This window comes from Microbispora sp. NBRC 16548 (assembly GCF_030268985.1).
Lineage (GTDB): Bacteria > Actinomycetota > Actinomycetes > Streptosporangiales > Streptosporangiaceae > Microbispora > Microbispora catharanthi.
On record NZ_BSSF01000004.1, the window covers coordinates 148,998 to 174,374 of the forward strand.

General features: G+C 68.4%; 32 protein-coding genes and 1 tRNA gene. 22 read left to right on the plus strand and 11 right to left on the minus strand.

Annotated features, from left to right (window positions below; genetic code table 11):
• The first annotated feature begins 201 nt into the window (after positions 1–201).
• Positions 202–843: a hypothetical protein gene (locus QSK36_RS11820; protein WP_285782417.1), complete on the plus strand. Its 642-nt coding sequence runs from the start codon at positions 202–204 to the stop codon at positions 841–843.
• 12 nt (positions 844–855) lie between these two features.
• On the opposite strand, the gene QSK36_RS11825 is transcribed toward QSK36_RS11820, so the two are convergent.
• A complete protein-coding gene (locus QSK36_RS11825) occupies positions 856–1,713 on the minus strand; it encodes a helix-turn-helix domain-containing protein (protein WP_285782418.1) in 858 nt (285 codons plus the stop codon).
• Positions 1,714–1,826: 113 nt separating this feature from the next.
• Here QSK36_RS11825 and QSK36_RS11830 point away from each other — a divergent pair, with 113 nt between their 5' ends.
• Both QSK36_RS11830 and QSK36_RS11835 read left to right on the plus strand, forming a co-directional pair.
• Positions 1,827–2,522 carry an SDR family NAD(P)-dependent oxidoreductase gene (locus QSK36_RS11830; RefSeq protein ID WP_285782419.1) on the plus strand — a complete coding sequence of 232 codons (696 nt, stop codon included), beginning with the start codon at positions 1,827–1,829 and terminating at the stop codon, positions 2,520–2,522.
• A 127-nt stretch (positions 2,523–2,649) separates the two neighbouring features.
• Complete coding sequence (locus QSK36_RS11835) at positions 2,650–3,279, plus strand: GNAT family N-acetyltransferase (RefSeq protein ID WP_183537853.1); 630 nt, start codon at positions 2,650–2,652, stop codon at positions 3,277–3,279.
• Positions 3,280–3,290: 11 nt separating this feature from the next.
• Here the strand turns inward: QSK36_RS11835 and QSK36_RS11840 are convergent, their stop codons facing one another.
• From QSK36_RS11840 to QSK36_RS11850, 3 genes are read right to left on the minus strand one after another with little or no spacing between them, the layout of a single operon-like run.
• Complete coding sequence (locus QSK36_RS11840; protein WP_285782420.1) at positions 3,291–3,731, minus strand: hypothetical protein; 441 nt, start codon at positions 3,729–3,731, stop codon at positions 3,291–3,293.
• A gap of 39 nt (positions 3,732–3,770) precedes the next feature.
• A complete protein-coding gene (locus QSK36_RS11845; protein ID WP_285782421.1) occupies positions 3,771–4,139 on the minus strand; it encodes a barstar family protein in 369 nt (122 codons plus the stop codon).
• A gap of 8 nt (positions 4,140–4,147) precedes the next feature.
• The gene (locus QSK36_RS11850; protein ID WP_285782422.1) at positions 4,148–4,561 is read right to left on the minus strand and encodes a ribonuclease domain-containing protein; all 414 of its coding nucleotides are present in this window, start codon (positions 4,559–4,561) and stop codon (positions 4,148–4,150) included.
• Positions 4,562–4,714: 153 nt separating this feature from the next.
• Here QSK36_RS11850 and QSK36_RS11855 point away from each other — a divergent pair, with 153 nt between their 5' ends.
• Together QSK36_RS11855 and QSK36_RS11860 are read left to right on the plus strand one after the other, a co-directional pair.
• Entirely contained in the window at positions 4,715–5,536 is an 822-nt protein-coding gene (locus QSK36_RS11855; RefSeq protein WP_285782423.1) for a glycoside hydrolase family 16 protein, read from the plus strand.
• 110 nt (positions 5,537–5,646) lie between these two features.
• Positions 5,647–6,162, plus strand: coding sequence for a DUF4142 domain-containing protein (locus tag QSK36_RS11860; RefSeq protein ID WP_183537849.1), 516 nt, complete (start codon positions 5,647–5,649; stop codon positions 6,160–6,162).
• Positions 6,163–6,215: 53 nt separating this feature from the next.
• On the opposite strand, the gene QSK36_RS11865 is transcribed toward QSK36_RS11860, so the two are convergent.
• Positions 6,216–6,338 carry a hypothetical protein gene (locus QSK36_RS11865; RefSeq protein WP_259404819.1) on the minus strand — a complete coding sequence of 41 codons (123 nt, stop codon included), beginning with the start codon at positions 6,336–6,338 and terminating at the stop codon, positions 6,216–6,218.
• 209 nt (positions 6,339–6,547) lie between these two features.
• Here QSK36_RS11865 and QSK36_RS11870 point away from each other — a divergent pair, with 209 nt between their 5' ends.
• The 4 genes from QSK36_RS11870 to QSK36_RS11885 all read left to right on the plus strand — a co-directional run bounded on the left by QSK36_RS11870 (position 6,548) and on the right by QSK36_RS11885 (position 8,030).
• A complete protein-coding gene (locus QSK36_RS11870) occupies positions 6,548–7,006 on the plus strand; it encodes a MaoC family dehydratase (RefSeq protein ID WP_285782424.1) in 459 nt (152 codons plus the stop codon).
• A gap of 152 nt (positions 7,007–7,158) precedes the next feature.
• Positions 7,159–7,231: transfer RNA gene (locus tag QSK36_RS11875), tRNA-Arg, on the plus strand.
• 44 nt (positions 7,232–7,275) lie between these two features.
• Complete coding sequence (locus QSK36_RS11880) at positions 7,276–7,440, plus strand: hypothetical protein (protein ID WP_183537847.1); 165 nt, start codon at positions 7,276–7,278, stop codon at positions 7,438–7,440.
• A 107-nt stretch (positions 7,441–7,547) separates the two neighbouring features.
• Positions 7,548–8,030, plus strand: coding sequence for a nuclear transport factor 2 family protein (locus QSK36_RS11885; protein ID WP_225898216.1), 483 nt, complete (start codon positions 7,548–7,550; stop codon positions 8,028–8,030).
• Between the two features lie 686 nt (positions 8,031–8,716).
• Here QSK36_RS11885 and QSK36_RS11890 read toward each other — a convergent pair.
• Positions 8,717–9,211: a DinB family protein gene (locus tag QSK36_RS11890; protein WP_285782425.1), complete on the minus strand. Its 495-nt coding sequence runs from the start codon at positions 9,209–9,211 to the stop codon at positions 8,717–8,719.
• On the opposite strand from QSK36_RS11890, the gene QSK36_RS43455 reads away from it, so the two are divergent.
• Complete coding sequence (locus tag QSK36_RS43455) at positions 9,210–9,539, plus strand: CPCC family cysteine-rich protein (RefSeq protein ID WP_352240124.1); 330 nt, start codon at positions 9,210–9,212, stop codon at positions 9,537–9,539. The genes QSK36_RS11890 and QSK36_RS43455 overlap by 2 nt on opposite strands.
• A gap of 500 nt (positions 9,540–10,039) precedes the next feature.
• Here the strand turns inward: QSK36_RS43455 and QSK36_RS11895 are convergent, their stop codons facing one another.
• Positions 10,040–10,687, minus strand: coding sequence for a class I SAM-dependent methyltransferase (locus tag QSK36_RS11895; RefSeq protein WP_183537844.1), 648 nt, complete (start codon positions 10,685–10,687; stop codon positions 10,040–10,042).
• Positions 10,688–10,801: 114 nt separating this feature from the next.
• On the opposite strand from QSK36_RS11895, the gene QSK36_RS11900 reads away from it, so the two are divergent.
• The 4 genes from QSK36_RS11900 (at position 10,802) to QSK36_RS11915 (ending at position 14,333) form a co-directional block, all read left to right on the plus strand.
• Positions 10,802–11,161 (plus strand): SRPBCC family protein, encoded by a 360-nt coding sequence (locus QSK36_RS11900; RefSeq protein WP_285782426.1) that lies wholly within the window; start codon positions 10,802–10,804, stop codon positions 11,159–11,161.
• 398 nt (positions 11,162–11,559) lie between these two features.
• Positions 11,560–12,405 carry a peptidoglycan-binding domain-containing protein gene (locus tag QSK36_RS11905; RefSeq protein ID WP_285782427.1) on the plus strand — a complete coding sequence of 282 codons (846 nt, stop codon included), beginning with the start codon at positions 11,560–11,562 and terminating at the stop codon, positions 12,403–12,405.
• Between the two features lie 46 nt (positions 12,406–12,451).
• Positions 12,452–13,348, plus strand: coding sequence for a peptidase inhibitor family I36 protein (locus QSK36_RS11910; RefSeq protein WP_183537841.1), 897 nt, complete (start codon positions 12,452–12,454; stop codon positions 13,346–13,348).
• A gap of 34 nt (positions 13,349–13,382) precedes the next feature.
• Positions 13,383–14,333, plus strand: a complete 951-nt coding sequence (locus tag QSK36_RS11915; RefSeq protein ID WP_285782428.1) for a peptidase inhibitor family I36 protein — start codon at positions 13,383–13,385, stop codon at positions 14,331–14,333.
• A gap of 60 nt (positions 14,334–14,393) precedes the next feature.
• On the opposite strand, the gene QSK36_RS11920 is transcribed toward QSK36_RS11915, so the two are convergent.
• Positions 14,394–15,431 carry an NBR1-Ig-like domain-containing protein gene (locus QSK36_RS11920; RefSeq protein ID WP_285782725.1) on the minus strand — a complete coding sequence of 346 codons (1,038 nt, stop codon included), beginning with the start codon at positions 15,429–15,431 and terminating at the stop codon, positions 14,394–14,396.
• A 364-nt stretch (positions 15,432–15,795) separates the two neighbouring features.
• Between QSK36_RS11920 and QSK36_RS11925 the strand changes: the two genes are divergently transcribed.
• From QSK36_RS11925 to cpt, 4 genes are all read left to right on the plus strand, one after another.
• Positions 15,796–16,344 carry an RNA polymerase sigma factor gene (locus QSK36_RS11925; protein ID WP_285782429.1) on the plus strand — a complete coding sequence of 183 codons (549 nt, stop codon included), beginning with the start codon at positions 15,796–15,798 and terminating at the stop codon, positions 16,342–16,344.
• Entirely contained in the window at positions 16,341–16,988 is a 648-nt protein-coding gene (locus QSK36_RS11930; RefSeq protein ID WP_285782430.1) for a hypothetical protein, read from the plus strand. The genes QSK36_RS11925 and QSK36_RS11930 overlap by 4 nt, the downstream gene beginning before the upstream one ends.
• 296 nt (positions 16,989–17,284) lie before the next feature.
• Positions 17,285–17,743: a nuclear transport factor 2 family protein gene (locus tag QSK36_RS11935; RefSeq protein ID WP_285782431.1), complete on the plus strand. Its 459-nt coding sequence runs from the start codon at positions 17,285–17,287 to the stop codon at positions 17,741–17,743.
• Positions 17,744–17,841: 98 nt separating this feature from the next.
• Positions 17,842–18,378 carry a chloramphenicol phosphotransferase CPT gene (gene cpt / locus QSK36_RS11940; protein ID WP_285782432.1) on the plus strand — a complete coding sequence of 179 codons (537 nt, stop codon included), beginning with the start codon at positions 17,842–17,844 and terminating at the stop codon, positions 18,376–18,378.
• A 281-nt stretch (positions 18,379–18,659) separates the two neighbouring features.
• Here cpt and trpD read toward each other — a convergent pair whose 3' ends face one another.
• On the minus strand, positions 18,660–19,712 hold the full coding sequence (trpD, locus tag QSK36_RS11945) for an anthranilate phosphoribosyltransferase (protein ID WP_285782433.1): 1,053 nt from the start codon (positions 19,710–19,712) through the stop codon (positions 18,660–18,662).
• Between the two features lie 171 nt (positions 19,713–19,883).
• Between trpD and QSK36_RS11950 the strand changes: the two genes are divergently transcribed.
• Positions 19,884–20,918: a zinc-dependent alcohol dehydrogenase family protein gene (locus QSK36_RS11950; RefSeq protein ID WP_285782434.1), complete on the plus strand. Its 1,035-nt coding sequence runs from the start codon at positions 19,884–19,886 to the stop codon at positions 20,916–20,918.
• A gap of 74 nt (positions 20,919–20,992) precedes the next feature.
• Positions 20,993–21,496 (plus strand): nucleotidyltransferase domain-containing protein, encoded by a 504-nt coding sequence (locus QSK36_RS11955; RefSeq protein WP_221263845.1) that lies wholly within the window; start codon positions 20,993–20,995, stop codon positions 21,494–21,496.
• An 18-nt stretch (positions 21,497–21,514) separates the two neighbouring features.
• On the opposite strand, the gene QSK36_RS11960 is transcribed toward QSK36_RS11955, so the two are convergent.
• Positions 21,515–22,252 (minus strand): helix-turn-helix domain-containing protein, encoded by a 738-nt coding sequence (locus QSK36_RS11960; protein WP_285782435.1) that lies wholly within the window; start codon positions 22,250–22,252, stop codon positions 21,515–21,517.
• Between the two features lie 240 nt (positions 22,253–22,492).
• Positions 22,493–22,945, minus strand: coding sequence for an Lrp/AsnC family transcriptional regulator (locus QSK36_RS11965; protein WP_139573774.1), 453 nt, complete (start codon positions 22,943–22,945; stop codon positions 22,493–22,495).
• Positions 22,946–23,055: 110 nt separating this feature from the next.
• Here QSK36_RS11965 and QSK36_RS11970 point away from each other — a divergent pair, with 110 nt between their 5' ends.
• Both QSK36_RS11970 and QSK36_RS11975 read left to right on the plus strand, forming a co-directional pair.
• Positions 23,056–23,541 carry a DUF2000 domain-containing protein gene (locus QSK36_RS11970; protein ID WP_285782436.1) on the plus strand — a complete coding sequence of 162 codons (486 nt, stop codon included), beginning with the start codon at positions 23,056–23,058 and terminating at the stop codon, positions 23,539–23,541.
• 317 nt (positions 23,542–23,858) lie between these two features.
• Complete coding sequence (locus tag QSK36_RS11975; RefSeq protein ID WP_285782437.1) at positions 23,859–25,337, plus strand: pectinesterase family protein; 1,479 nt, start codon at positions 23,859–23,861, stop codon at positions 25,335–25,337.
• Positions 25,338–25,377: the final 40 nt, after the last annotated feature.

Genomic DNA, 25,377 nt, shown 5'->3' on the forward strand with positions numbered 1-25,377 from the left:
CCGTCACAATCTGCACCAGGAAAGTGTGCCCCAGCAGGTGGCCGATGTCCCTAGGACGGGGGTCCCACCTGCCCTGGGACACGAGAGATGCCGGGAATCGGGACACGATGCCCTGACCGTCTGGGTCGGTCGTTCATGAGGATCGTCCTCGTTGCCGCGGCGACCGCCGCCGCCTCCGAGCCTCTCAGCCAAGGAACAACGATGACCGAGACCTCGTCCATGCACGCCCAGCGCAGTGCCGACACCGCCGGAGCGTCCCCGTCCACGCCGCTCGCCGAGACGGCCGTACGCCGGCTGGCCCTGGGCCTTTCCACCGGGGCGCTGGCCTGGTCGGCCGTCAGCTTCGTCTACGGCTTCAACCCGGCGACCGAAATCGGAACCAAGATCACAGACCTGGGCGCTCTGGCGTTCCAGCTCGGCGCCTGGTGCCTCCTTGCGATCATGGTCCGTACCCGCGCGACCGGAGTGAGCCGCGTGGCGCGCACCATGCTGCAGGTCGAGCGGGTGCTGCTGGCCCTGGCCATGGCGTGGAGCGTTACCCACGCGTTCCTGCCCTCCGAGCGTGACAGCGTGTGGATGGGGATCCTCGACGCGTTCTGGCCGCTGTCGATGCTGGGCATGTTCGTGATCGGCGTCAAGGTCGCCGTCAGCGGACGGTGGCGCGGAGCGGCCCGCTTCTGGCCGCTCGTCGCCGAAAGCTGGGTGGTCGTGACCCTCCCGACCATGGCGATCCTCGGCACCTCCGTGTCGGACGTCGTCGGTGCGGCCCACCTGCTCGTGGGCTACACGACGCTCGGCCTCATCATCGCGTTCCGCCCCGAGCTCGTACGCCGCGAGGACTGAACGACGGAGCCGTCACAATCGCGGGGCCAAGACACCGGCGACGCGGGTGAGGTCGAGCTTGGTCTCGTCTTCGCTGCCGGGGACGACCGTGTAGACGACGATCTTCAGGTCGGTGTCCGAGTCGGAGAGCACGTCGCAGTCGACGGTGATCTCCCCGACCGCCGGGTGCCGGATCGTCTTGCGGTCCTCGGCGTGCCTGCCGACCGCGCCGGAGTGCCACAACCGGGCGAACCGCGGGTTGTCCAGCGTCCGGCGGATCAGCCCGCTGAGGCGCGCGTCCTGTGGGTAACGGCCGGAGGCGCGGCGCAGGTCGGCGACGATGGCCCGGTCGGTCGCCTCCGCGTTCTCCGAGACGACGGGCCATGCCGCGAGGCGCCCCCGATCGGACGGAACAGGAAAACGCGAGCGCACCAGATTCCGCTCCTCCGGCGCGAGCACGGAGGGGTCGCCGAGGAGCGCCGCCCAGCTGCGGTTCCACCACAGCAGCCGCCAGTCGGCGGCGAACACGGCGACCGGCGCGTCGCCCAGCCGGGTGAGCACACGCTGCATCCCGGGCGGGATGTGATCACTGATCACGCCGTCCGGGGGCGGCTGCAGCCCGGCGAGCCGGTAGAGGTGATCGCGCTCGGCGCGGTCGAGCTGCAGCGCCCGCGCCAGCGCGGCGGCGACCTGCGCCGACGGTGTGGTCGCCCGGCCCTGCTCCAGCCGTACGACGTAGTCCACCGAGACGCCCGCGAGGTCGGCCAGTTCCTCGCGGCGCAGCCCGGCGGCACGGCGTACACGCCCGGCGGGCAGGCCGACAGCCGCGGGGGAGAGCCGGTCGCGCCAGGCGCGGATCGTCGCGCCGAGGCTCGTCTCGTCTGTCGTCATGCGCTCATTCTGCGTCGGCGGTGAGACCGGCGGTGAGACGCCAGGGTGGTACTGCCTTTCCTACCGGCGAGCTCTCCCTGGTTGCCCGCGCCCCGAGAGCCGACGCTCGGCACATGACCATCACCTTCATCACCGGGGCCAACAAGGGCCTCGGGTTCGAGACCGCCCGCCGCCTCGTCGACCTCGGCCACACCGTCGTCCTCGGCGCCCGGGACACCGAACGCGGCCAGACGGCGGCCGACAAGCTCGGCGTACGCTTCGTGCGGATCGACGTCACCGACGACGCGTCCGTCGCCGCCGCGGCGGCCGACGTCGCCGCGCACGAGGGCCGCGTCGACATCCTGATCAACAATGCCGGGATCCTCGGCCCGCACGTGCCCGCCGACGAGCTGACCGCGGACCACGCCCTCGAGGTCTTCCAGACGAACGTCGTGGGCATCGTCCGCGTGACGAGTGCCTTCCTGCCTCTGCTCCGTGAGTCGGAGCACCCGGCGATCGTCAACGTGAGCAGCGGCACGGGGTCGTTCGCGCTGACCCACGACCCGCAGCGGGTGGAATCGACGGTCGTGGGACCGCTGTACACGTCGTCGAAGGCCGCGGTGACGATGCTCACGACGCAGTACGCGAAGGCGCTGCCCGGCATCCGGGTCAACGCCGCCGACCCCGGCTACACCGCGACCGACCTCAACGGGCACAGCGGCCCCCAGACCGTGACCGAGGGGACCGACGCGATCGTGACGCTCGCGACCGAGGGAGCCGACGGCGGAACGGGCCGGTTCATCGACCGCTTCGGGCCCGTGCCCTGGTGACGGCAGGGCCGGAGCCGGCTGAGCGGTCGAGCGGTGTCCGGTGGCGGCGCCGGCCGACCGGTCGGCGTGCCGCCGGCTGGACGAGATCGTCTTGAGCGGCGTTGCGGGTGGTGGCTACCGTGTCCCGGTGATCACCTTGGCTGACGTCCTCGCTCGTGCGGCCGGCGGGCACCTGCCCGAGCCGGGTGCCGGGCCGACCATCGTTCCGCAGCCGTCCGCACGTCATGCGGGAGTCATCGCCTTCACCGCGCACAACGTGATCTTCGCCGATGTCGGCGAGGACTGGATCAGGTCCCGGCTGCCCGACGACGATCTGTCGGCGCCGCTCAACCCGCCTTTCCTGGGAGACCTGGAAGAACGCACGGGACGCCGGGTCAACAACGTCGACATGCTCGCCCTGGCCGCCCCCGCCGAAGGTCCCCCGCCCATCGAGTTGGTCGAAGTCACGGACGCGGCCCATCCACGCGTCGAGCGCGCCCATCGCTACCGCGACGACGTACGCGTCTGGACGTGCCCGGGAGGGCTCGTACTCATCGGACGGGGAGTGGGCGGGCGGTGGGAGGTCGCGCTCGAGGTCGAGCCGGAAGGCCGTGGGCGTGGCCTGGGCCGCACCCTCGCCCGTGCGGCCCGGCATCTCACCGCGCACCCGCTCTGGGCGCAGATCGCTCCGGGCAACGCCGCGAGCGTACGGGCGTTCCTCGCCGCGGGCTACGTTCCCATCGGCGCCGAGGCACTCCTCGTCCCGCCTTCCACATGACGATCCACGGATCAGAGGAGGAGGGATCTGTCGGATATATGAATGTTGTCCAGTGGTCCGTCCGCGCAGAAGGACATCAGGACTCCTGACGCGGGGACTCGCCACCAGAGCTCGCCCGGTGCGTACGGCGCGCACTCCTCTGCGGCTTCGCCTCGCGACGCCAGATCGCGGAGCAGGGCGTCCTTCGCGGGGGCCTCGATCGGCCCGGGACGCATCGGCGCAGGCAGCGTGATGCGGGAGCCGGATGGTTCGAGCGCGATGTACCACACCATGTGGTGCCCCGAGAGCCCGATCTGCAGGTCGTCATAGCACCACATGACCGGCTTCCCCTCCGGCTGTCCCGTGGTGCCCTGGGGCGGACCGAGTGCGGCGAGGAGTTCCGATCGATGCATGCCCAGCCTCAGGGGGTCGAGGGCTCCCCTCACGGCGAAGTTGATGATCGGATCCAGCATGGCCCCGTTCTCCTCCCGGCTTGGGGATCGTACGGGCGATCAGGGCAGGGCGTCGATCAGCCGGTGGCGGAGACGGGGCGCGTGGGCGGGGTCCGTGTGGAGGGTCAGGGTCAGCCCGGCCTCGGCGGCGCCGGCGAGGACGGCCAGCAGGGTGGCGAACTGCCCGGGAGGTTCGGCGTCGAGCAGTTCCTCGGCGTGCTCCACGGCCAGGTGGACCGGCCCGATGTCACGCAGGGAGTCGGTGAGGGCGTCCCAGTTGCGGCCGAAGTACGCCGGGAGGCGCAGGGCCCGTGCCACCTCGTCGAAGAAGGCGGCACGGGTCTGGCAGGCCCGCCCGTCGACGACCGCCGGGGCCGGATCGGTGGTCACCGTGAGCCACGGAGGCAGCGGACGCGCGGCGGAGGCCATGAGAAGTCCTAGAGCCTGTAGAAGTCGGTGTAGTGGTTGGGCGAGAACCAGGTCACGCCGGTGCTGCGGTTGACGACGATCCGGTACGCGTCACGCGAGGCGCCGTAGGCGCGGGAGTAGACGTCGTACTCGTAGTAGGTGGCGCCGCTGGGAAGCTGGCCCTCGCGGTTGTAGAAGCGCCCGCCGGTGTAGTTGTACTTGCCGTCCGGCCAGGAGTACCAGCCGCTGCTGGTGGGATAGCCCTTCCCGGCCCAGATCGTGTTCGCCGAGCGGGCGTCGGCGCAGCGGGAGATGGTGCAGGAGCTGTAGACCGATGCGTGGGCGGGGACGGTGCCGGTCACTCCGGTGAGGGACACGATGGCGGCGATCACAATGGTGAGCCGTCCCGGCCAGGACGGCCGGGAGCGTCGCGGAGTCTGCACGAGACCTCCTTGTGGGGGCGAGGGGACAGACATTCGCCAGCATCACCTCGAAACCGGGACGAACCAAGGTAGAGATTGGTGAACTCCCGTCGTCTTTTTCCGTATGCCCCGGGGTGTGCTTCGTTCCTCTATAGATCGATCCAGGATTGACGCATGAGCGAAGCCGCAAACGGTACGTACGCGCCGGACTCGACGACGAAGGCCGGCTACGTGCTGGAGTTCGAGGACACCTTTGACGGGGACGGGCTCGACGAGAATCGCTGGATCCCGCGCTATCTGCCCCAATGGACCACACGCGCCGCCTCGGCGGCCCGATATCGCGTAGGCGACGGTCGCCTGCGCCTGCTGATCGAGGAGGATCAGCCGCCGTGGTCGCCGGAGACGGAGGGCCGGATGCGCGTGTCCTCACTGCAGACAGGCGTGTTCTCCGGGCCGGTGGGCAGCGTCGTCGGCCAGCACGGGCGGGGCGGCCGGGCCGTCGTCCGCGAGGCGCAGGACGAGGCGCGGCTCTACACCCCGCACTTCGGCCTGATCGAGATGCGTGCCCGGGCCACCGACGATCCGCGCGCCATGGTCGCGCTCTGGATGATCGGCTTCGAGGACGCGCCCGAGCGGTCCGCGGAGATCTGCGTCTGCGAGATCTTCGGGCGTGACGTGCGGCCGGACGCGGCGGCGGTCGGCATGGGGGTCCACCCGTTCGGCGATCCCACGATCACCGACGAGTTCGCCGCCGAGGTCCTCCCCATCGACGCGCGCGAGTTCCACGTGTACGCGGTCGAGTGGACCCCGGATCGGGTGACGTTCTTCGTGGACGGCCGGCACGTCAAGACCATCCGGCAGTCGCCGGACTATCCGATGCAGCTCATGCTCGGGATCTACGAGTTTCCCGACGCGGAGGGGCCCGAGCGGATGGGGCCTTACCCCAAGGAGTTCGTGGTCGACTACGTGAGGGGCTATCGGCCCGTGACGGATTGAGCCGTACGAGAGGCGCGGCTGATGGGTATGAGGCATTTGAAGCGTCATGCCCGGATGGTCGAGGCCGATCAGCCGGTGCTCGGCCGTCCGGTGAAGGATCGGGGGATCTGATGCTGAGATGGCTCATCGTCCTGGTGGCGGCCGTGGTCGCGGCGCTGTCAGGGGTCACCGCAGGGTACGCGGCACCGCCGGATGTCAGCGACCAGGACAAGGCATTCCTGGTCGGTGCGCACCAGGACAACCTCGCGGAGATCCAGGGCGGGCAGCTCGCCGAGCGGCAGGCCGGCAAGCAGTCGGTCAGGGACGCCGGCAGGAAGTTCGTGGAGGACCACACCTCTCTCGACGGCCAGCTCAAGCGGGTGGCCGAACAGTTGGGCGTGGACCTGCCGAGCCGGCCGAGCGAGGAGCAGCAGGCCGAACTGCGGCGGTTCGCCGCCAACAGCGGCACCGCGTTCGACCGAGCGTGGATCGACGCGCAGGTCAAGGACCACCGCAAGACCCTGGACTTCCTGGACAAGGAGATCTCGACCGGTTCTTCCCAGGACGTGAAGAATCTGGCCCGGGACGCCAAGCCGGTGGTCCAGGAGCATCTCAACCTGGTCGAGAGCATTCAGAGCGGTGAGTGACGACCGGTGCCGGCCGGGGCTGGTCTCCGGCCGGCACGTCCCCTCCCGCAGGCTCACCCGAACAGCTTGACCAGCAGCAGGATGATGAGCGCCCAGCAGACGAGACCCGCGACCACGACCGCGATGAGTCCGCGGAGCCGATACCGCTTGCCGGGTGAGCCGGGTTGCTCGTCCACGTCTCCTCCACGTCGGGGTGTGTTCCGGCGTGCACCCCGCCTTGTGCTGATACCCCGCAGGTCAGGACCCGTTCGTCACCGACAGTTATGTGTGTGTTGCCATAAGTGGCGACCCTCGCTCGCTCCCCGATGGAACCAGTGTGGACGGCAACGCGCTCCGAGTCCCCCGATTCCTGCCGGTCCCGGGTTCGCGTGAATAGGGTGCGGTCATGCGGATCTTCACGGACCTCGCCGAACTCAAGGCGGCCAAGGGCGAGCATCTCGGGTACAGCGACTGGCGAGAGATCGGTCAGGAGAGGGTGAACGCCTTCGCCGACGCGACGGACGACCACCAGTGGATCCACGTGGACCCCGACCGGGCGAAGGACAGCCCGTTCGGCGGCACCATCGCCCACGGATACCTCACGCTCTCGCTGCTGCCGTCGTTGCTCGGCGAGCTGTACCGCGTGGACGGCCTGCGCATGGCGATCAACTACGGGCTGAACAAGGTGCGCTTCCCCCGGCCGGTTCCCGTCGGGTCCCGCGTGCGGGCGGGGGCGGAGGTCACCGACGTCAAGGGCACTCCTTCGGGCACCCTCGCGAACCTCCGCGTCACGATCGAGGTCGAGGGAGTCGACAGGCCGGCGTGCATCGCCGACATGCTCACGCTCTTCGTTCCCCAGGAGTGACTCCGCCGCGCCCTCGGTCCGTCCGCTCGCCGCGCTCCGTGCGTACGGAGTCGGCCTGACCGGGGGCGGAGCGACTTATTGGCGCAAGCAGGGGTGACGGGTCTGGTAGAGTTACACCCGTTGCAGGGCACCGCAGGTGAACAGACAGCAAAGCGGCCGTAGCTCAATGGATAGAGCATCTGACTACGGATCAGAAGGTTAGGGGTTCGAGTCCTCTCGGCCGCGCAAGGCGAAAGCCCAGCTCACCAACCGGGGAGCTGGGCTTTTTCGTGCCCGCGATCAGCGGCGGGTGTCCGGCCATGACCGGCGGCATCCGGCTGATCCTTCCCAATGCCTTCCCGCGGGGAAGGCCGCAAGATCTCGGCAATCCGGCGCATGGCGATCTCGTCATGGCCGACAAGGCACTAATCCTCCGCGCCTGGTTGAGGCAGTGAACGCGAAGGGGCGCCGACCCCATCCAAGTCGGCCCCTTCGCCATGTCCAGTCCTCAATCGTCCGATTTCCGCCGGGTGCATCTGTCCGGGGCGGACATGATGAGCGCATGATGGCAGAAGCAACGACGAATGACGGTCCGGCTTCGGGGGGCGACGAGGGCAGGAGCTCACTGGCAGTGCTGGAGAGGTTCTACCGGGCGGAAGTTGCCTATATCGCCGCAGGGGGCCTCGGCAAGGCCGACTTCGGCGAGCTTGCCGAGTGCCTGGACCCAGAGGTCGTGATGTACCAGGCGGACTCCCTGCCCTACGGGGGCACCTGGCGCGGACCGAGCGGCATCGAGCACTTCATGGCCGCCATGAGCGAGGCATGGCAGTCCCTGGAGTTCCTGGAGCAGAAGTATGTGGTCGACGGCGGCAGTGTCGTGGTCTGGAACCGCGGCATCCTGCGCGCCCGCGCCACCGGCCGGGCCTTGGAGACCTCGGTGATGCAGCTGATGACGATCAAGAATGATCGCATCACCGAGATACACCCGTTCTACCTGGATACTTCTGCGGTCCTGCACGCCCTACGCCCGGACGACGACGTCTAGCCCGGCTGCGGAGCGAGCAGCACGACCCCGGCTCTTGCAGTCTCGTTTCCAGTCTCAGTTCACCCCGTACGGAGGCGTTCGCCGAGGTCAGCATGAGAGCCGACGCCATAGCTGGAGACCCCGACGACCTGCGGTGAACGACGGTCCGCAGACTTGGAAAGCGTGATGGGGTAGTTCCCTCAAGAGTGAGAAGGGGGAGGCAGCAGGGGCTGGTTCTTGATTCGCGTCACGGCATGGGTGACGCGGAGAGTACCGGCGTCCGGATCGAATCCGCTCCACATGAGCCCGAGCGCAGCGCCGCCCTCACTCCGTAGTCGCACCTCAGTGCACGATCACGAACTGGGTCGGATGAGTCCGATCTTCTTGCGGCTGCCGCAGGTGAGCGAGTCCCGCAGGCGCGAAGCCGATCACCCAGTGACGGTCTCGCCTCCGAGCGCTCCAGCGAGCGCGAACCATCCGCTGGCGTCTGCCATCCGACCTCCTATACGTTTCGCCTTCCATGTTGCTCGGCCCGTGGTGCCCGTGCAGCCGAATTCGTAAGAGAAGGAAAAGCGCCAAGGCTGACGGCCTCCGGCAGCTTTATGCCAAAGCACTCAACGACCACCGCTCTGGACGACATCCAAAAGCGCACTGACACATCTACCGGCAGAGCAGGTCACGCATGAGGACCTCCAGGACCGGCGAGATCAACGGCCGGTCACGCCGTCGATGAGTTCCCGCAGGATGTCGGCGTGCCCGGCGTGCCGGACTGTTTCGCTGGTCATATGGGCGAGCACCCAGCGAAGCGTAAGGGGCTCGTCGGCCACTGGGTGTGAGGTGCGTACGTCGAGGCCGTCCGCCGCACGGATGTGCGCGTCGCTCTCGGCAATAGCCGCCCGGTAGTCGGCGATGACCTGGTCCGCGCACCGGTCCGGCGCGACGAGCATGCCGAAGTCGACATCGGCGTACCGCGGATCACCGGCCAGCGTGTACCCGAACCAGTACCGCTCGGCGTCGGCCAGGTGCTGAACCAGCCCCAGCAGCGTCGTGTCCGACACAACCAGACGCCGCCGCAACTGCTCCTCGTCCAAGCCGCCGACCTTTTTCAGCACACAGGACCGGGCGAACGACAGAAACGCCAGTGCCGTGTCCAGCTCGCCGCCGTCGTTGAGTGGCACACGTTCGCGTTGCGACTCGAGCATGGTTGCAACCTTACGGCTCGGCCCGTGCCATTACGGTGTCCGGGTGGAGTTCGTGAGCGTTCCCTGCCCCAAGAGAGATAAGCCGTATCCATGCCCTTGCTGCCGTTTCCTCACTCTCAACGTGCGAGGCGGGTACGAGATCTGTCCAGTCTGTTTCTGGGAAGACGATGGACAGGACGACCATGACGCCGACGAAACGCACGGAGGCCCGAACTACGAGTTGAGCCTTACGCAGGGGCGGCGGAACTTCGCTGAGTTCGGTGCGAGTCGTCGGCAGGACCTTCCCCATGTCCGTCCTCCTCGCTCTGAGGAGTATCCCGACGAGTGAGCTTGCTAACGGCGTTGCCAACGACAGCCCTGAACGACCGTGGACAAGTGTGGAATCGCTGAGCCCGGACACCCCTTCTGAACAGGTGCTCGTGTCGACTGTGGACGCCGGTGGACATCACCGATCTTGCTATGGATCAGAAGGTCAAGGGTTCGAGTCCTCTCGGCCGCGCACTTCCTAGAAGGCCCGTGACCAGGGAAAACCTGGTGACGGGCCCTAGTGTTTAGGTCGACGTGGAGCGGGGTCCCGCCGAACGCGATGCCTGGCTCGCCGAGGTCGAAGGGCTACGGGTCAGCCTCGCTGGGGCAGAGGAGAAGATCGCCCAGCTCGATGCCCACCAGGAGCCCAAGTCATCGAGCGTGTTCCTCGAAGTCCCCCCGTTCGACCGAATCAGAGCTTGAACGGGTGGTGAGCCCTGATCATGAGCCGATGCCTGGAGTCGGACGGCTCCCCGTGCGGCAGGTCGGATGCGGTCATGCGTTCGGCCGGACAGCCCCTGCCTAGGCTTTGCGGGCGAGCAGTTGAATCTCATGGAACTGCCGTCGGTCGGTGGGCTGGGGCTCGCGAACCATCCGGGCCACCTCGGGCAACCCGGACTTGCGCAGCATCGCGGCGAGGTGATCAGGCCACCACCGATAGGCCGGCGCGACTGCGTGATCGAAGACCTGCGTCGGGTGAGACGGATCGTCGCTTGCCGAAAAGCCGACCAGAAGGTGGCCGCCGGGTGCCAGCACACGATGGAACTCCGCCAGGACGACGGGGAGGTCCTGCGGCGGAGTGTGAATGATGGACCAACGTGAGAGTACGCCGCCCAGCACGCCGTCAGCGATGTTCAACGCGGTCATCGAGCCCACGTCGAACCGCAGGCCCGGATAGGCCTGTCGAGCCAACTCGATCATCGCAGGAGAGGCGTCAACCCCAAACGCCGCCAGCCCCAGCTCGTCTAGATAAGCGGTGACGTAGCCAGGCCCACACCCCAGGTCCGCGACCTGACCGTCCCCACTCGCACTTACGACCTCGGCGAAGAGACCCAAGATCGCGCGGTCCAGGGGGCTGTCACGCAGCGAGTCGCGGAACAGCTGCGCGTAGGTGGAGGCGGCAGCGTCGTAAGCCTCGCGGGTGGCACTGAGGGCATCGTTTTCGACCATGCCCGCGACAATAGTTCCTGGCACCGGAGCTCAGCAGGTCGGAGGGTCGCGTACCGAGATCTTCCGAACTGGTGGACCGACGACCGCGCGACGGCCGCCTTCTAGACTGCGGAAATGATCGAGTTGGGTTCGCGAGAGCGCAGGCAGCCGCCGCCGCCCCACATCGTGTGGCAGAGTCTGACCGAGCCTCGGCGACCTGGCGGGAGGCAATGGCTGGACCTGCACCCCGATGAAGTCGAGCCGCGCATTCTCCGGGCGGTGGAGCCGGAACTCGTGGTCTGGTCGTCGTTGTGGCCGGAAAGGCCCGATGACGAGATCCGGTTCGACATCCGGCCGACCGCGGATGGCGGGTGCTCACTGCGCTGGACGCTGCTGACACCTACAGAAGCTCCGGAACAGTCTGTCGTCGGCCGTCTGCGTCACCGGCTCAACTTCCTGATCAATGCCCTGCTCAGGTTCTCTTTCGGGCAGTGAGGGCGCTGGGCGGACACGCAACGCGCACCTCCTGGAAGGCCCGTGACCAGGGAAAACCTGGTGACGGGCCTTAGTGTTTTCGGGCTTCACGCGGTCTCTTCCGCGTTTGTGGAAGCCACCTCGGGGCCACCCGTTTCGGCCGGCCCAGTAGAGCGCTCGAAATGGCCTCCGTCGCCGCTCGCTTTTCGCCCTCCAGCAGGTGCCCGTAGACGTTCTTGGTGATCGTCAGGCTGTGCGTCTCGCTCGCCGTGGGATTGCCTGTCAGGCGGCGCGTACGCCTGTACGGGAAGCCCGTCGGACAGGCTGACAACACGATCTCGTTGTGGACAGCGCGAGCGATCCGAAACCGTGGATCCGCCGCAGGAATCACCTGCCGGCGTTCGACACCAGGAGAAACGATGAAGCTGCCGCCATGCGCCGCCGCCCTCGGGGCGGCCGCCCTGCTCGCTTGCTTGACCGGAGCGTCCGGGATGTCGGCGGCACAGGCAGCCGACGCCGGCGCCCTTCCGAGCGTGAACATGGAAGCCACTGTCAAGGCGGCCCAGATCGACCCGCGGCGGCCTGACGACACGCTGACCCCGGGCGCCAAGGCCAGTGTGCTCCTCGTCGAGCAGGCGCTGCGCGACCGGCACCTGCTCGACGCGAAGTGGGTGGACGGTTATTTCGGCACCACAACGGTCGTCGCCTTCGCGAAGTTCCAGAGGTCGCTCGGCCTCACCGGCCTCGCCGCCAACGGCCTTCCGGGCAAGGCGTCGCTCACCCGGCTTGGAGCCGGCCGTTTCACGGTCACCCACATCATCGGGCCGGGTGCTCGGGTGTCCGCCGGCGGCGCCGTCATCGACACCCGCACGCGGAGCATGCTGGTCGAGGCGAAGCGGCTGCTCGGCCGCGACCTCGTGCTGTTGCAGGGGTCGTACAACCGCGGCGGCGACCCCACGTCCGCGGGCACCCACGACGGCGGCGGCGTCGTCGACATCTCGGTCAAGGGGATGAATTCCGCCACCCGCGTCGCCGCCGTCCGTGCGTTGCGACGTGTCGGCTTCGCGGCATGGGTGCGTAGCCCCGACCAAGCCGACTGGCCGTGGCACATCCACGCCGCCGCCATCAACGACACCGACCTCTCCAGCCAGGCCCAGCATCAGATCGGTGACTACTACCTCGGTCTGAACGGGCTCGCCGGCCGTGGCCCGGACGACGGCCCGAAGGTGACCATCCGCACCTGGGAGGAGTACCAACGCCGCTGACGTGACCATCCGAAACCCAGGCTGCACAGACACGAAGGAGAACACCATGGGAACGCTCAACAAGATCCTCACCACTGCCGCCGCCGCGATGGTGCTCGGCGGGGCGGTGCTCGCCACCGCTTCGCCCGCCTCGGCGGCCACCCGCAACGGCGTGTGCGAGGCCGGCGAGTTCTGTTACTACTTCAACAGCAACAACCAGGGATCGCTCTCCGACTTCACCGGATCGGTCGGCGACTACGGCACCCGGCAGCCCTCCTGCTTCGATTTCAAGGGACCCGGCGCCGGCAAGGGCAAGTGCGTCAAGAATGCCGCCGCCTCGGTCTGGAACCGCAGCGGCAAGACCGTCCGGGTCTACTTCAACAGCAACTACGGCGGCAGCGTCTATCAGGACTTCGCGCCCGGTGCCAGGGGCAACCTCAAGCCCGGCCTCAAGAACCAGAACGCCTCCCACCAGTTCGGCCCGTCGTCATCAGCGCGCGTCAACATGACGTACGCGCTGTACCAGACCGGCGGCGGCTACATCAGCTGCGGTTTCGACGGTTACGTCCACACCTCCGGCCGGCATGAGGGCATCGACATCAAGCGCAGCGTGGGTTCGACTGTCCACGCCCTGGTGAGCGGTCAGATCATCAACGTCGTGTACGGGCGCAACGGCGGCTCCGGGCTCTCCACGATCGCCGTCTACAACGCCTCGCTGAACAAGACGATCATCTACCTGCACTCCGCTCCGCTGTCCTCGCTGCGTGTGGGCCAGCAGATCTCGCGCGGCCAGATCATCGCGAACGAGGCGTGGCACGGGGTGTCGTCCAAGAAGGCCGCGCACACCCACGTCGAGATGCGTCCTGGACGGCAGACGCTCGCCGCCAAGAGCGTCGGCGACCCGAATCTGAGCAACCCGAACCCGAACTCGTTCTGGAACTCCCAGGGCTACAACGTCCGCTAGCGCAGAGCGGCCCCTGACGGAGAGGAAGGCAACTGTGTCTCCACGAACTGCACGGCTGATCTCGCGGCCCGCAGCGGCGGCCGCCGCGCTGGTGGTCGGCGGGGCGGTGCTCGCCGCCGCTTCGCCCGCCTCGGCGGCCACCCGTAACGGCGTGTGCGAGGCCGGCGAGTTCTGTTACTACTTCAACAGCAACAACCAGGGATCGGTCTCGGACTTCACCGGGTCCGTCGGTGACTACGGCACCCGGCAGCCCTCCTGCTTCGATTTCAAGGGACCCGGCGCCGGCAAGGGCAAGTGCGTCAAGAATGCCGCCGCCTCGGTCTGGAACCGCAGCGGCAAGACCGTCCGGGTCTACTTCAACAGCAACTACGGCGGCAGCGTCTACCAGGACTTCGGACCGGGTGCCAGGGGCAACCTCAAGCCCGGCCTCAAGAACCAGAACGCCTCCCACCGGTTCCTGAGCTCCGCGCCGCCGACCGGGTGCAAGACCGACGGCACGGACAGCAGACTGCCCACGACGATCCTCGTCTATCGGGAATCCCTCAATCGCGTGGACCGGGTGGAGTTCAAGACCTACATCAAGAACGTCCTGCCCAACGAGTGGCGGTCGCACTGGCCGAGGGAGTCTCTCAGGGCCGGGGCGATCGCGGTCAAGAACTTCGGCTGGTACTGGGCGCTGAGGTCGGCGAGCAAGACGCCGAGCGGCCAGTGCTACGACGTCACCGACCACACGTCCAGCCAGATGTACAAGCCGGGCTCCGCGACGGCAGCGACGAACGCCGCGGTGGACGCGACGTGGGGCATCCGGATGACGCGCAATGGGAAGATCTTCAAGGCGCAGTACTGTTCCACGACGACGGCCTGCCGCCACTGGGTCACCGGCGACTGGATGTCGCAGAACGGCTCTCGCGACAAGGCCGAGGCGGGCTGGAGCTACTCCAGAATCCTCAAGTACTACTACAAGGGGATCGTTCTCACATCCTGAACCCGCGGAGACCGTCCGCTCCTGGTTCCCCGCCGTGTGACACACGGCGGGGAATCGCTGTCAGCCGACGATGACCTGGAAGTTGAGCGGCCGGCCGCCGGGGAAGGCGACCCGTCCCGAACCGTCCATCATCTTGAACCGCACGTAGCACAAGCCCGGCTTGCTTGGCGTGGTGATGGCGGTCCGGATGTCGACCATCTCTCCGGGTCGCGTGTCCTTGATCGGTACGTCGGAGACGGTCTGGCATTGATCAGGTTGCTGCGGGAGGTCGAGGCGATGCAACGAATATCCCTTCCACGCCACGGTTCCGGCGTTCTTGAGCCGCCATACCTTGGTCACGGTCTGGCGGGGGCCGACGCGCGTGCAGTCGGGCAGCGTGATGTCCCCGATGAACTTCGCAGAATCACCCTCGTGCGCGGGCGGGCTCCACGGCGGGTTGGTGGCGCGCACCGGGCAGTCGGCTGCCGACAGCCCGGTCTTCGATGGGCTCCCGGACGGGTTCAAGCCGTGCCCGTCGCTCCCGGAACCACGATCGACGGCGACCGCGATGAGGACTGTCGCCACGCCGGCGGCCGTCACTGCGAGCGCGGCCGCAGCCGGGCGGGTCGGCCGGAATCGCCCTCGGCCCCCTGGTGCGGAGGGGCCGGGCCGGACGTCGCCCGCGAACTCGCCGTGCTGTGGCGTGGGCAGAGATGCCGGGGTCTCACCAGCCCACCGTGGGGCTTGCGACCCGGTGGTGCTGTGCACGGTACGACCTTCCGCGACGTCCGTGGCGGAGGCTTCGAATCCATCGGGCGGACGGGCCCCCAAGGTGCCCGCGCGGCTCGAAGGATCTCCGGCGCTGGCCGATCTGACCGCTAAGTTCGCCCTCTCCCAGCGTTCGCGGTACGCGGCCGGGTCTGCGCCGCACGCCTTGACGAACTCGACGGTGGTCTCCCAACTCGGGAGCCGGTTGCCCTTCGTGGCTTCGTGCAACGTCGTGTGTGAGATCGCCCCCGACCGGCCAGACATTTCTCGGAAAGGTGGGTTGCCGACCGATTTGCGAAGTTCTCGCAGTGCCGCCGCGAAGTCCTCGATCGCCTCCGCCCGTGCAGGCATGTCGTCCACCGGGTGAAGCTAACAGCGCCCACGGTAACCGCTCAAGCTTATGGAGCATCTCGCATACGTCCTCCCGCGCCGCGCCTCGCCGCGGCGATCAGGGGTTCGAGTCCTCTCGGCCGCACGAAGAGGAGCGCGCGCGCCTCATCGACCGTCGGCGTCCGGGCCTCGTCCGTTCGGAGTCCGGGGCGGCACCGCTGCCCCGTGCCGGGATGACCTGTAGCGCCAGAGAAGAGAGCGGCCGGCGTACCAGGCTTCGGCGATGGCCCCATGTAACGCTTCGTCCCGCTTCTTTCAAGTAGGGGTGTAACGCGGGAGGACCACGAAGGGGAGCTGGCCGGTGCGCCTCAGCCGAAAGGGATCGGTGAAGATCTCCACCGATCCCGTGGCTTTCGAAGCGTTCTACAGAAGGCACGTCGAAGCCGTCACGCGGTTCATGGCCCGGCGGGTCGATGATCCTCACACGGTCGCCGATCTGGTTGCAGAGGTCTTCATGGCAGTGCTCGACTCGGCGCATACCTACCGTCCCAGTTTGGGCAGTGAGGTCGGTTGGCTGTACGGCATCGCACGCAACATGCTCTCCGCTGAACGGCAGCGCTCTGCGCGTGAGTTCCGGCTGACTGAGCGGATCAGTGGCCGCAGGCTGCTCGACGCCGACGATCTGTCGCGTCTTGAAGAGCGCCTGGACGCGGAGAGTCCTGCGCGACGGGCGCTCGCTGCCATGGCTGTGCTGCCCGAGAGTGAGCGGGCCGTCCTGGAGTTGGTGGCCATCGACCAGCTCACCGTAGGAGAGGCGGCAGCGGCTCTCGGGATCAGACAGGGGGCCGCCAGGGTCCGGTTACACCGTGCCCGTCAATCATTACGCCAGGCTCCCGGCGTAATGCCTCCCGCCGTCTTGGAAGGACTCCGATGAACTTCGAGGAGAGGCTGCTCATGGAGCTCAAGGCCGAGATGGCTACGCGAGCGACGCAGGAACCTGTCCGTTGGCCGCGAGGGATCATGACCCGCGCACGCATCCTCGCGGTGGCGGGGATAACGGCGGCCGCTGTCGCGGTTCCCCTGACACTGGGGGGAGGAGCGGCCGCCTACGCGGTGGTGAAGAACCCTGACGGCACACTCATCGTGACGGTCAAGGAGCTGCAGGACCCCGAAGGTCTCCAGGCTGAGCTGAACGCCCAGGGCATCAGGGCCGATGTCACCTACACCCCGCGGGATAAGAAGTGCGCGCCCGGACGATTCATCGGTGCGGACTATGGCTATGTCCCGCCCAACCCCAAGAACATGACCGCAGAGCAGCTTGAGGAGTTCAACCGGCCGGAGCACTGGCGTTCCAGGGATGTCACCCGTCCCATCACCAGGGACAAGTTCATGATCTCACCGAAGTTCATGCAGCCTGGAGAGACCTTGGTCTTGGAGTTCAGGCTTGGCAACGCCCCGGGAGTGGGCTGGAGCCTGGGAACCTATCTGGCGAAGCCCGGCAGCACTGTGTGGCCTTGCACGCTCGTGGATGAGGGAGGGTCCGACGCGGCGCAGGCCAGAGAGATGGCGGGAAGTTAAGAAGAGGAGCTTCTCGTAGGGAGCCGGCCTCTGGCGAGCTCACCTGCCCCGGTTCCCGGGAGCCACCTGGAAGAAGGCCCGTGACCAGGGATCACCTGGGAACGGGCCCATGTGGTTTCGAATCGCTGAGGCTCGTGCCGGCACCTCTGCCGACAGCAGCAGCGGTGGCCGATGAAAGCCTGAGGACCCCAGGGCTTCTGAATGCCTCGGCCATGCGCTTGCTCTACGCTTGTTGACCATGGTTGCCCTTCGGTCTACGTTTGTTGAGCCAGAACTGCGCCGATGAAGGGGGCGGGATGCCCGCGACTCCACGCGACCTGCTCGACCGCTTCCAGCAGGCGATGCTGGACTTCTCGCCCGACGTGCTGGCCGATCTGTTCGCCGATGAGGCGATATATGAGTTCGTGTTCTGGGCGCCGCATCGCGGCCCGTCGCAGCGGTACGACGGGCGCGAGGAGATCCGCGCCGGCTTCAGGGCGGCATGGGGATCGGTCTCCGATCCACCGCTGACCGGAGTCCGCGAGGTGTGCGTTCACGAGACGGCCGACGCCGAAGTGATCATCTGTGAGGGTGAGATGGACGCTGTCAACCATGCGACCGGGCGGCCTTTCACCTCTCGATTCGTGCTCGTCCTGCGCGCCCGCGACGACCGTATCGTCCACCTGCGCGACTACTCGGACGTGCTGCGGACCGCGGCGGGGCTCGGGCGTCTGACCCAGCTCTTCGACCAGGTGCACGCCGAGTCCGCGCCATGAGAAGCCGCTCTGCCGGTCCGGCCTGGCGTCGGGGACGGCACGGATGTGCCACGCGAAAACCGTTTGAGACGTGCAGGGCCGCCCTCTAGGGTGGCGCGGTGGCGACACAGGTGATTGTCCTCAACGGCGGCTCCAGCTCGGGCAAGTCGGGGATCTCCCGGTGCCTGCAGGCGGTCCTGCCGGATCCGTGGCTCGCCCTCTCGGTCGACACCATGGTCGATGCGATGCCTGCCTCCATGCGGGCATCGGATGCGGGGATCACTTTCGCATCGGACGGTCGGGTCGATGTCGGGCCGGCGTTCATGACGCTGGATGCGGCGTGGACGACGGGGATCGCCGCGATGGCCATCGCGGGCGCTCGGGTCATCGTGGACGACGTGTTCCTCGGCGGAGCGGCATCCCAGCAACGCTGGCAGAAAGTCCTCGCCGGGCTGGAGGTGCTCTGGGTCGGTGTGAGGTGCGACAGCGCGGTCGCCGCAGGGCGAGAGATCGCGCGGGGCGACCGTGTCAGGGGGATGGCGGCGTTGCAGGCGGAGGTGGTTCACGAGGGCGTGGTCTACGACCTCGTGGTGGACACCACGCACACGGAGTCCCTGGCGTGCGCGCAGACCATCGCCGCCCGGGTACGCCGCTGACGCCGGCATTTCTGGCAGTTCGGCAGACGGCCGTTGTCGCCAATCGTCGCGAGCAGTGATCGGCGACTCGCCAGGCACGGCGATCGACGCTCAGGACGTCTCCATGTCGCCCTGGCCGCCGAACCCGGCGCAAACTCACCTCATGGTCGACTCCGGATCCATCAACCACTGGCTCGCCTCCGTCAGTGCAAGAACCTGTTGGCGCCGGCCCAGGCCATTCGTCATCGTCTGTCGGTGAGGCCGACAATGAGAGTGCTTGACCAGTGGCGGCGGCGTCGGCGCTACCGGCCGGCCAGGGACGACGCGAGCTTCAGCCAGCTCTCGAGGGTGGTGGCGGCGGCACCGCTGTCGACGGCGCGGCGCGCGTCCTCCAGGCAGGTCGCGAAGGCGTCACGCAGGCCCCCGCCGAAGCCGCGATGAGCGGCGAGGGCACCGGCCGCGTTGGCGAGGACGGCGTCACGTGCGGCGCCCGCTTCACCGGCCAGGACCCGGTGGACGACCGAGGCGTTGTAGGTCGCGTCACCGCCCCGGAGCGCGTCCTGCGCGCTGCGGGCCAGTCCGAAGTCGGCGGCGTCCAGCGTCTCCTGCCGGACGCCGCCGCTCTCGGCGATCCAGACGCTCGTGGGTGCGGCGGTGGTGATCTCGTCGAGGCCGTCCTGCCCGCACACGACCAGGGCGCTCGCGCCCCGTTCCGCGAGGACGTTCGCCAGGACCGGGGCGAGGGCGGGGTTGGAGCAGCCGACCAGGGCGGCACGGGGACTGGCGGGGTTGGTCAGCGGCGCCAGATAGTTGACGGCGGTGGGGACGCCGAGCGCCTTGCGCACCGGACCGGCGTAACGCAGCCCCTGGTGGAAGCGCGGGGCGAAGGTGAAGCCGATGCCGACGTCGCGCACGCACCGGGCGATGTCGTCGGGCGTGAGATCGAGCGGCAGGCCCAGGGCTTCCAGGACGTCGGCGGCACCGGCCTTGCTGGACGCCGAGCGGCCGCCGTGCTTGACGACCGGGGCGCCGGCGGCGGCCACGACGATCGCCGCCATGGTGCTCACGTTCACGGTGTGGGCGCCGTCGCCGCCGGTGCCGACGATGTCGACGACCTCCGCGCCGTCGACGGGCAGGGGTACGACCCGTTCCATGAGGGCGTCGAGCATGCCCCGGAGTTCCGCGGTGCTCTCACCCTTGGCCCGCAGGGCGACCAGGAACCCGGCGAGCTGGGCGGGATCGGCCGCGTCGTCCATGACCTGCCGCATGGCCCATCGGGTGTCGTCCGCGTCGAGATCGTGCCCCCGCAGGAGCGTCGCGAGCAGGCGGGGCCAGGATCGGGACGGCTCGGTCATCAAGGTCCTCTCGACATGGGCACGGCGGTCGGGCGTGCTCGCTCCCAGCGTAGTGACCGGCGTCGTGAGTCCTTGGCACAAACCTGTGACCTGGGCGAACTTCATGGATCCGGGCGAGCGCCGGCCGTTTCCGGGTAGCGGTGACACGAACGCGAGAAACGGAAGGCTGTCATGCGAGCGACCTTGATTTACGGCGCCGGCGACGTGCGGGTGGAGAACGTGCCCGACCCGGTGATCGAGCAGCCCACGGACGCCGTGGTGCGGGTGCTGCGCTCCTGTATCTGCGGCAGCGACCTGTGGCCCTACCGGTCGCGGGCCGCCACAGAGCACGGCGACCGCATCGGCCACGAGTTCCTCGGCGTAGTGGAGGAGACCGGCTCCGAGGTGCGCGGGCTGAACCGGGGCGACGTGGTGGTCGCGCCGTTCGTCTGGTCCGACAACACCTGCGACTTCTGCTCGGAGGGCCTGCAGACGTCGTGCCGGCATGGCGGGATGTGGGCCAGGAACGGTGTCGACGGCGGCCAGGGCGAGGCCGTGCGCGTGCCGCAGGCGCAGGGCACGCTGGTGCGGCTGCCGGTAAGCGAGGACTCGGCTCTCCTGCCGTCGCTGCTCACCCTGTCCGACGTGTTCCCCACCGGCTACCACTGTGCGGTCAAGGCCGGCGTGAACGCGCGTACGACGGTGACCGTTATCGGCGACGGCGCGGTCGGCCTGTCGGCGGTGCTGTCGGCCAGGCGCCTGGGCGCCGAGCGGATCATCCTGATGGGGCGGCACAAGGACCGCACCGACCTCGGCCGAGAGTTCGGCGCCACCGACGTGGTCGCCGAACGCGGTGAGGAGGGCGTCGAGAGGGTCAGGGAACTGACCGGCGGCGACGGCACCCACGCGGTGCTGGAGTGCGTCGGGCTGGAGCAGGCCATGAACACCGCCTTCGGAGTGGTCCGCGACGGCGGCGTGGTCGGCCGGGTCGGCGCCCCGCAGTACGAGAAGGTGTCGATGGGGTCCCGGGAGTTCATGAGGAACATCACCCTGACCGGCGGTGTCGCACCGGCCCGCGCCTACATCGAGGAACTCCTGCCCGACGTGCTCGACGGCATGATCGAGCCGGGTCGCGTGTTCGACCGCACCGTGAATCTGGAGGAGGTGCCCGACGGCTACCGTGCCATGGCCGCCCGTCAGGCGCTGAAGGTGCTCATCACGCCCTGACCCGTCCCCCGTGCCGTCCCCGGTTCCGCGGGGGGTAGCGTGGCTCGAAGATCGGGTTGAGGGGAGCGGGACCGGTGCTGCCGATCGGCGAGATGCTGCGGGTGCTGAACGCGCTGGAGGCCGCTGGATGCGAGGTCTGGGTCGCCGGCGGCTGGGGGATCGACGTCCTGGTCGGACGCGTCACCCGGGAGCATCATGACCTCGACCTGCTCCACCGGGCCGAACAGGAGCGACTGGTGATCGGCGAGCTGGAGTCGTCCGGGTACGCCGAGCGGCCCGGCGCGGTGCCCGGGCGGCCGGCCAGGTTCGTCATGACCGACGGCCATGGGCACGAGCTCGATCTCCATCCGCTGCACGTCGCCGAGGACGGCTCGGCCGTGCAGCACCTGGACGACCGCGGCGCGGCGCTCCACTACCCGGCCGCGGCCTTCGTCACGGGCACGATCGAGGGCGTGCGGGTGCGCTGCCTGTCCGTCGGTCAGCAGGTCGCCTTCCACCAGGGCTACGATCCCCGCGACCGCGACCTGCACGACATGGCGAGCCTGCGCGCGGCGTTCGGCGTCACCACGCACTTCTGAATATGCCGAGGCGAGCGGTCAGGTCGCGTACAGGAGCGACAGCGGCTGCGCCGGCTTCCGATCGCCCAGCTGCGTGGCGGTCCGCCCGATGTAACGGCTCAAGGACCGTGCCAGGTGCGGTTGGTCGAAGTATCCGAGCCGATGGATCACGTCGTGAACCGGCACGCCCTCCTGGATCAGGATCGCCGCCCGCCTGGCGCGGTCGATCTGCCGGACGGCGCCGCGGGTGAGCCCGGTCGCCGCCTGGAAGCGCCGTTGCACGGTGCGTTCGGACACGTCCGGCGGCGCGCCGCGGAGCACCGCGGCGACGAGCGGGTCGCGCTCCACGACCCCCTCGCGCACCAGCCGCTGCACGAACGCCTCGGCGTTGTCCCAGTCGGGCAGGTGCCAGGTGGAACCCTTCAGCCAGAAGGACCTGTGCGTCGTGTCGGGAATCTCCGCGGACCCGTCCACGAGGCGGCCGAGGGGAAGATGGGGCATCGCGGTGCCGAGGGAGAAGCTGATCCCGAAGAACGTGGCCTCCCCGGGAACGGGGGCCTGGCTCGCCCTCGTCTCCGGCCCCTGGACGGAGGCGCTGACCTGGCCGCGGTGCTTCCAGAAGACCAGGTCCCAATGGGCCGTCGCGACCGCCGTCATCTGTTCCACGTCACGGCTGCTGCTACGCCACACCCGCTCGATGTAGGGCGACTCGGACGATCTACTCTCGATGTGCAGGCCCATCCGGTGGCTCCCCCCTGACTCGCGGAACATGGTCATGCGGGCCCTGCCCAGGCCGTTTACCCGAGCATGGTACGTCCCCCTGACGACAGAGCGATGAGCAGGCGGCACCCGCCGAGCGCGTGCCGCCGGTCATCCGTGCGTGCCCGGGTCGGAACGCTCCCGCCGGGCCGGGCAGGACGATCTCGAAGAGCCCTGCCCTCCGGTAGGCGCCGAGGCTGGGGAGCGCCTGCGGCACGTGCGCCGGCGAGGTGTCCGAAGGGTGGGCCGATGCCGCTCTCACACGGGGCTGATCCGGGTGTTGCGGATGTGCTCGTAGACGATCGACGTGCGGACGTCGGCGACTTCGGGCCGTTCGGTGAGCTTGTCGATCACGAACGCGTACAGGCTGGCGTTGTCCGGCACCGCCACGTGCACGATGAAGTCCTCCGTGCCGGTCGTCACATAGACGCCCAGGGTGTCGGGGAGCGCGCTGACCCAGTTGCGGAAGCCCTCGATGTTGCGCCGCGAGGGGGGACGCACGCGGATGGCGATGAGGGCCTGCACCGGGCGCCCGATCTCCGCCAGGTCGACGTCGAGGATCGCTCCCCGGATGACGCCGCGCTGACGGAGCGCCCGCGTGCGGTCGAGTGCCGTGGTCGGCGAGACCCCGACCGAGGCGGCGACGTCACGGTTGGTCTTCCGTGCATCCGACTGCAGTTCCGCCAGGATCGCCTTATCAAGTTCGTCCATGCCCGCCCGCACGCCCTTGCTTCCGATATAAATACGGATTCCTTGCAGCTCAATCGTACCGGTGCCTAGCATCAACCGCGTACGTCCGAACGTATGCACAGGAGGACCGAATGATGGCCGATGAACAGACGACCTCGCGTGTCGGGTTCGCTCCCGAGGAGATCGACCCGGCCCTCCCGACCCGGGCGGCCCGCCTGAAGTGGGTGATCGTGGTCGACCGCGACCTTCCCGCGGGCCGTGCCGTGAACGCCGCCGTCTGCGTGGCCGCGGCGACCTCGGCGACGGTGACCGGGCTCCTCGGCGACGACGCGGTGGACGCCGACGGCGGCGCCCACCCCGGCCTGCCGTGGGCGGGCTGCTCGGTGCTGGCCGCGGACGCCGCCACGCTGCGCGTCATCCGTGCCAAGGCCGCGTCGTCCGCCGGGTGCTTCGTGGCGGACATGCCCGCCGCGGCCCAGTGGACGCGGGTCTACGCCGACTACCTCGCCACGATGAAGGAGACCGCGGCCGACGACGTCGAGTACTACGCGGTCGGCGTGGTCGGGCCGCGCAACCGGGTGGACAAGATCGTGGGAAAGCTGCCCCTGATGCCGTGACCCGGCATGCCGGGACGGTGCCGACTCGAGGCGAAAGCCGTCGGCGGACGCCGTGGTGCGTCCTAACCTTTCGATATTTTCCCTGAAAGTTTCAGCCGGTCCCGCATCCCGTCCGTCGTTTCTGGTGGTCCCTGTGCAAGTGAGAGCCGTCGTACGCGGAAAGCCGCCGAGGCGCGTCGTTGACCGGCGATCGATGGGCTCGTAACTTGATGCCCGATGTTCCTGTAGATGAACGTAGTTCAGGTGCATGAAACCCTTGTGGGGCCAGGAATCATTCCTCGGTCAGGGGCCCTGCACGACCTGCAAGGAGCTCGGGTTTGAACAGCAGAACCAGAACAGGCGCCGGACTGATCGGCGTCCTCGCCGGAGCCGCCGCCCTGGCCGGCGTCACCACCACCGCAACGGCACAGGCCGCGACCGGATGCGCCGTGACCTACACCACCAACGACTGGCCGGGCGGCTTCACCGCCGCCATCACGATCCAGAACCTCGGCAACGCGATCAACGGCTGGACCCTCGGGTTCACCTTCCCCGACAGCGGCCAGAAGGTGGACACCGGATGGTCGGCCACCTTCAACCAAAGCGGGCAGAACGTCACGGCCACCAACGTGGACTACAACGCCGCCATCGCCACCGGCGCGTCACTGTCCATCGGCTTCAACGGCAGCTGGTCGGGGTCCAACCCCACGCCCGCCTCGTTCACCCTGAACGGCGTCACCTGCACCGGCTCCACCACCACCTCCTCACCCACCTCCTCACCCACACCGTCACCCACCCCCACACTCTCGCCCTCGGCCTCGCCCTCACCAACGCGCTCGCCCTCGCCTTCGCCCTCGCCGTCGCCCTCGCCCTCGCCGTCGCCCTCGCCGTCACCCTCACCGTCGCCGTCGCCCTCACCCACCAGCGGGAAGCCCACGGTGGCCGCCGACGGGACCGGCACGTACCGGAGCGTGCAGGCGGCGATCGACGCGGTGGCCTCGGGCAACGCCAGCCGAAAGGTGATCACGATCAAGCCGGGCACGTACCGGGAGATCGTCACGATCCCGGCGAACAAGCCGTACATCACACTGCAGGGTCTGGGCTCGTCGCCCGGGGACGTCGTGATCGTCGACAACCACTATGCCGGGGGGAACGGCGGCACCTTCAACAGCGCCACCGCGTTCGTGAACGGCCACGACTCCGCCCTCACCAACCTGACGATCTCCAACGACTACGTGGAGGACGGCACCACCGTCAACCAGCAGGCCGTCGCGCTGAACCTCAACGCCGACCGGGCGGTCCTGTCGAACGTCCGCCTGCTCGGCGACCAGGACACTTTCCTGATCAACGACTCCGCCCGCACCTACGTCAAGAGCTCCTATATCGAGGGCACCGTCGACTTCATCTTCGGCGGCGGCACCGCGGTTCTGAACGACTGCGACATCTACGAAAAGCGCAGCAGCGGCGCCCCCATCACCGCCGCCAGGACCGACGCCGCCAAGACCTACGGCTTCCTCGTCTACCGGTCCCGCATCACCGGCGCGGCCGGAAACACCACCCAGCTGGGGAGGCCCTGGGGCCCCAACGCCCAGGTGCTCTACCGGGAGTCGTCGCTCAGCTCGACCATCAAGACCTCCCAGCCCTGGACCGACATGTCCGGCAACTCCTGGAAGAACGCCCGCTTCTTCGAGTACAAGAACACCGGCGCGGGCGCCACGGTGAATTCCAACCGCCCGCAGATGAGCGACTCCCAGGCGTCCAACTACACGCCGCAGAAGTACCTGGCCGGATCCGACGGCTGGAACCCGATCGGGTGAGTCCCGGCTGAGACATCCGATTCGCATGCCGTCCGGGACA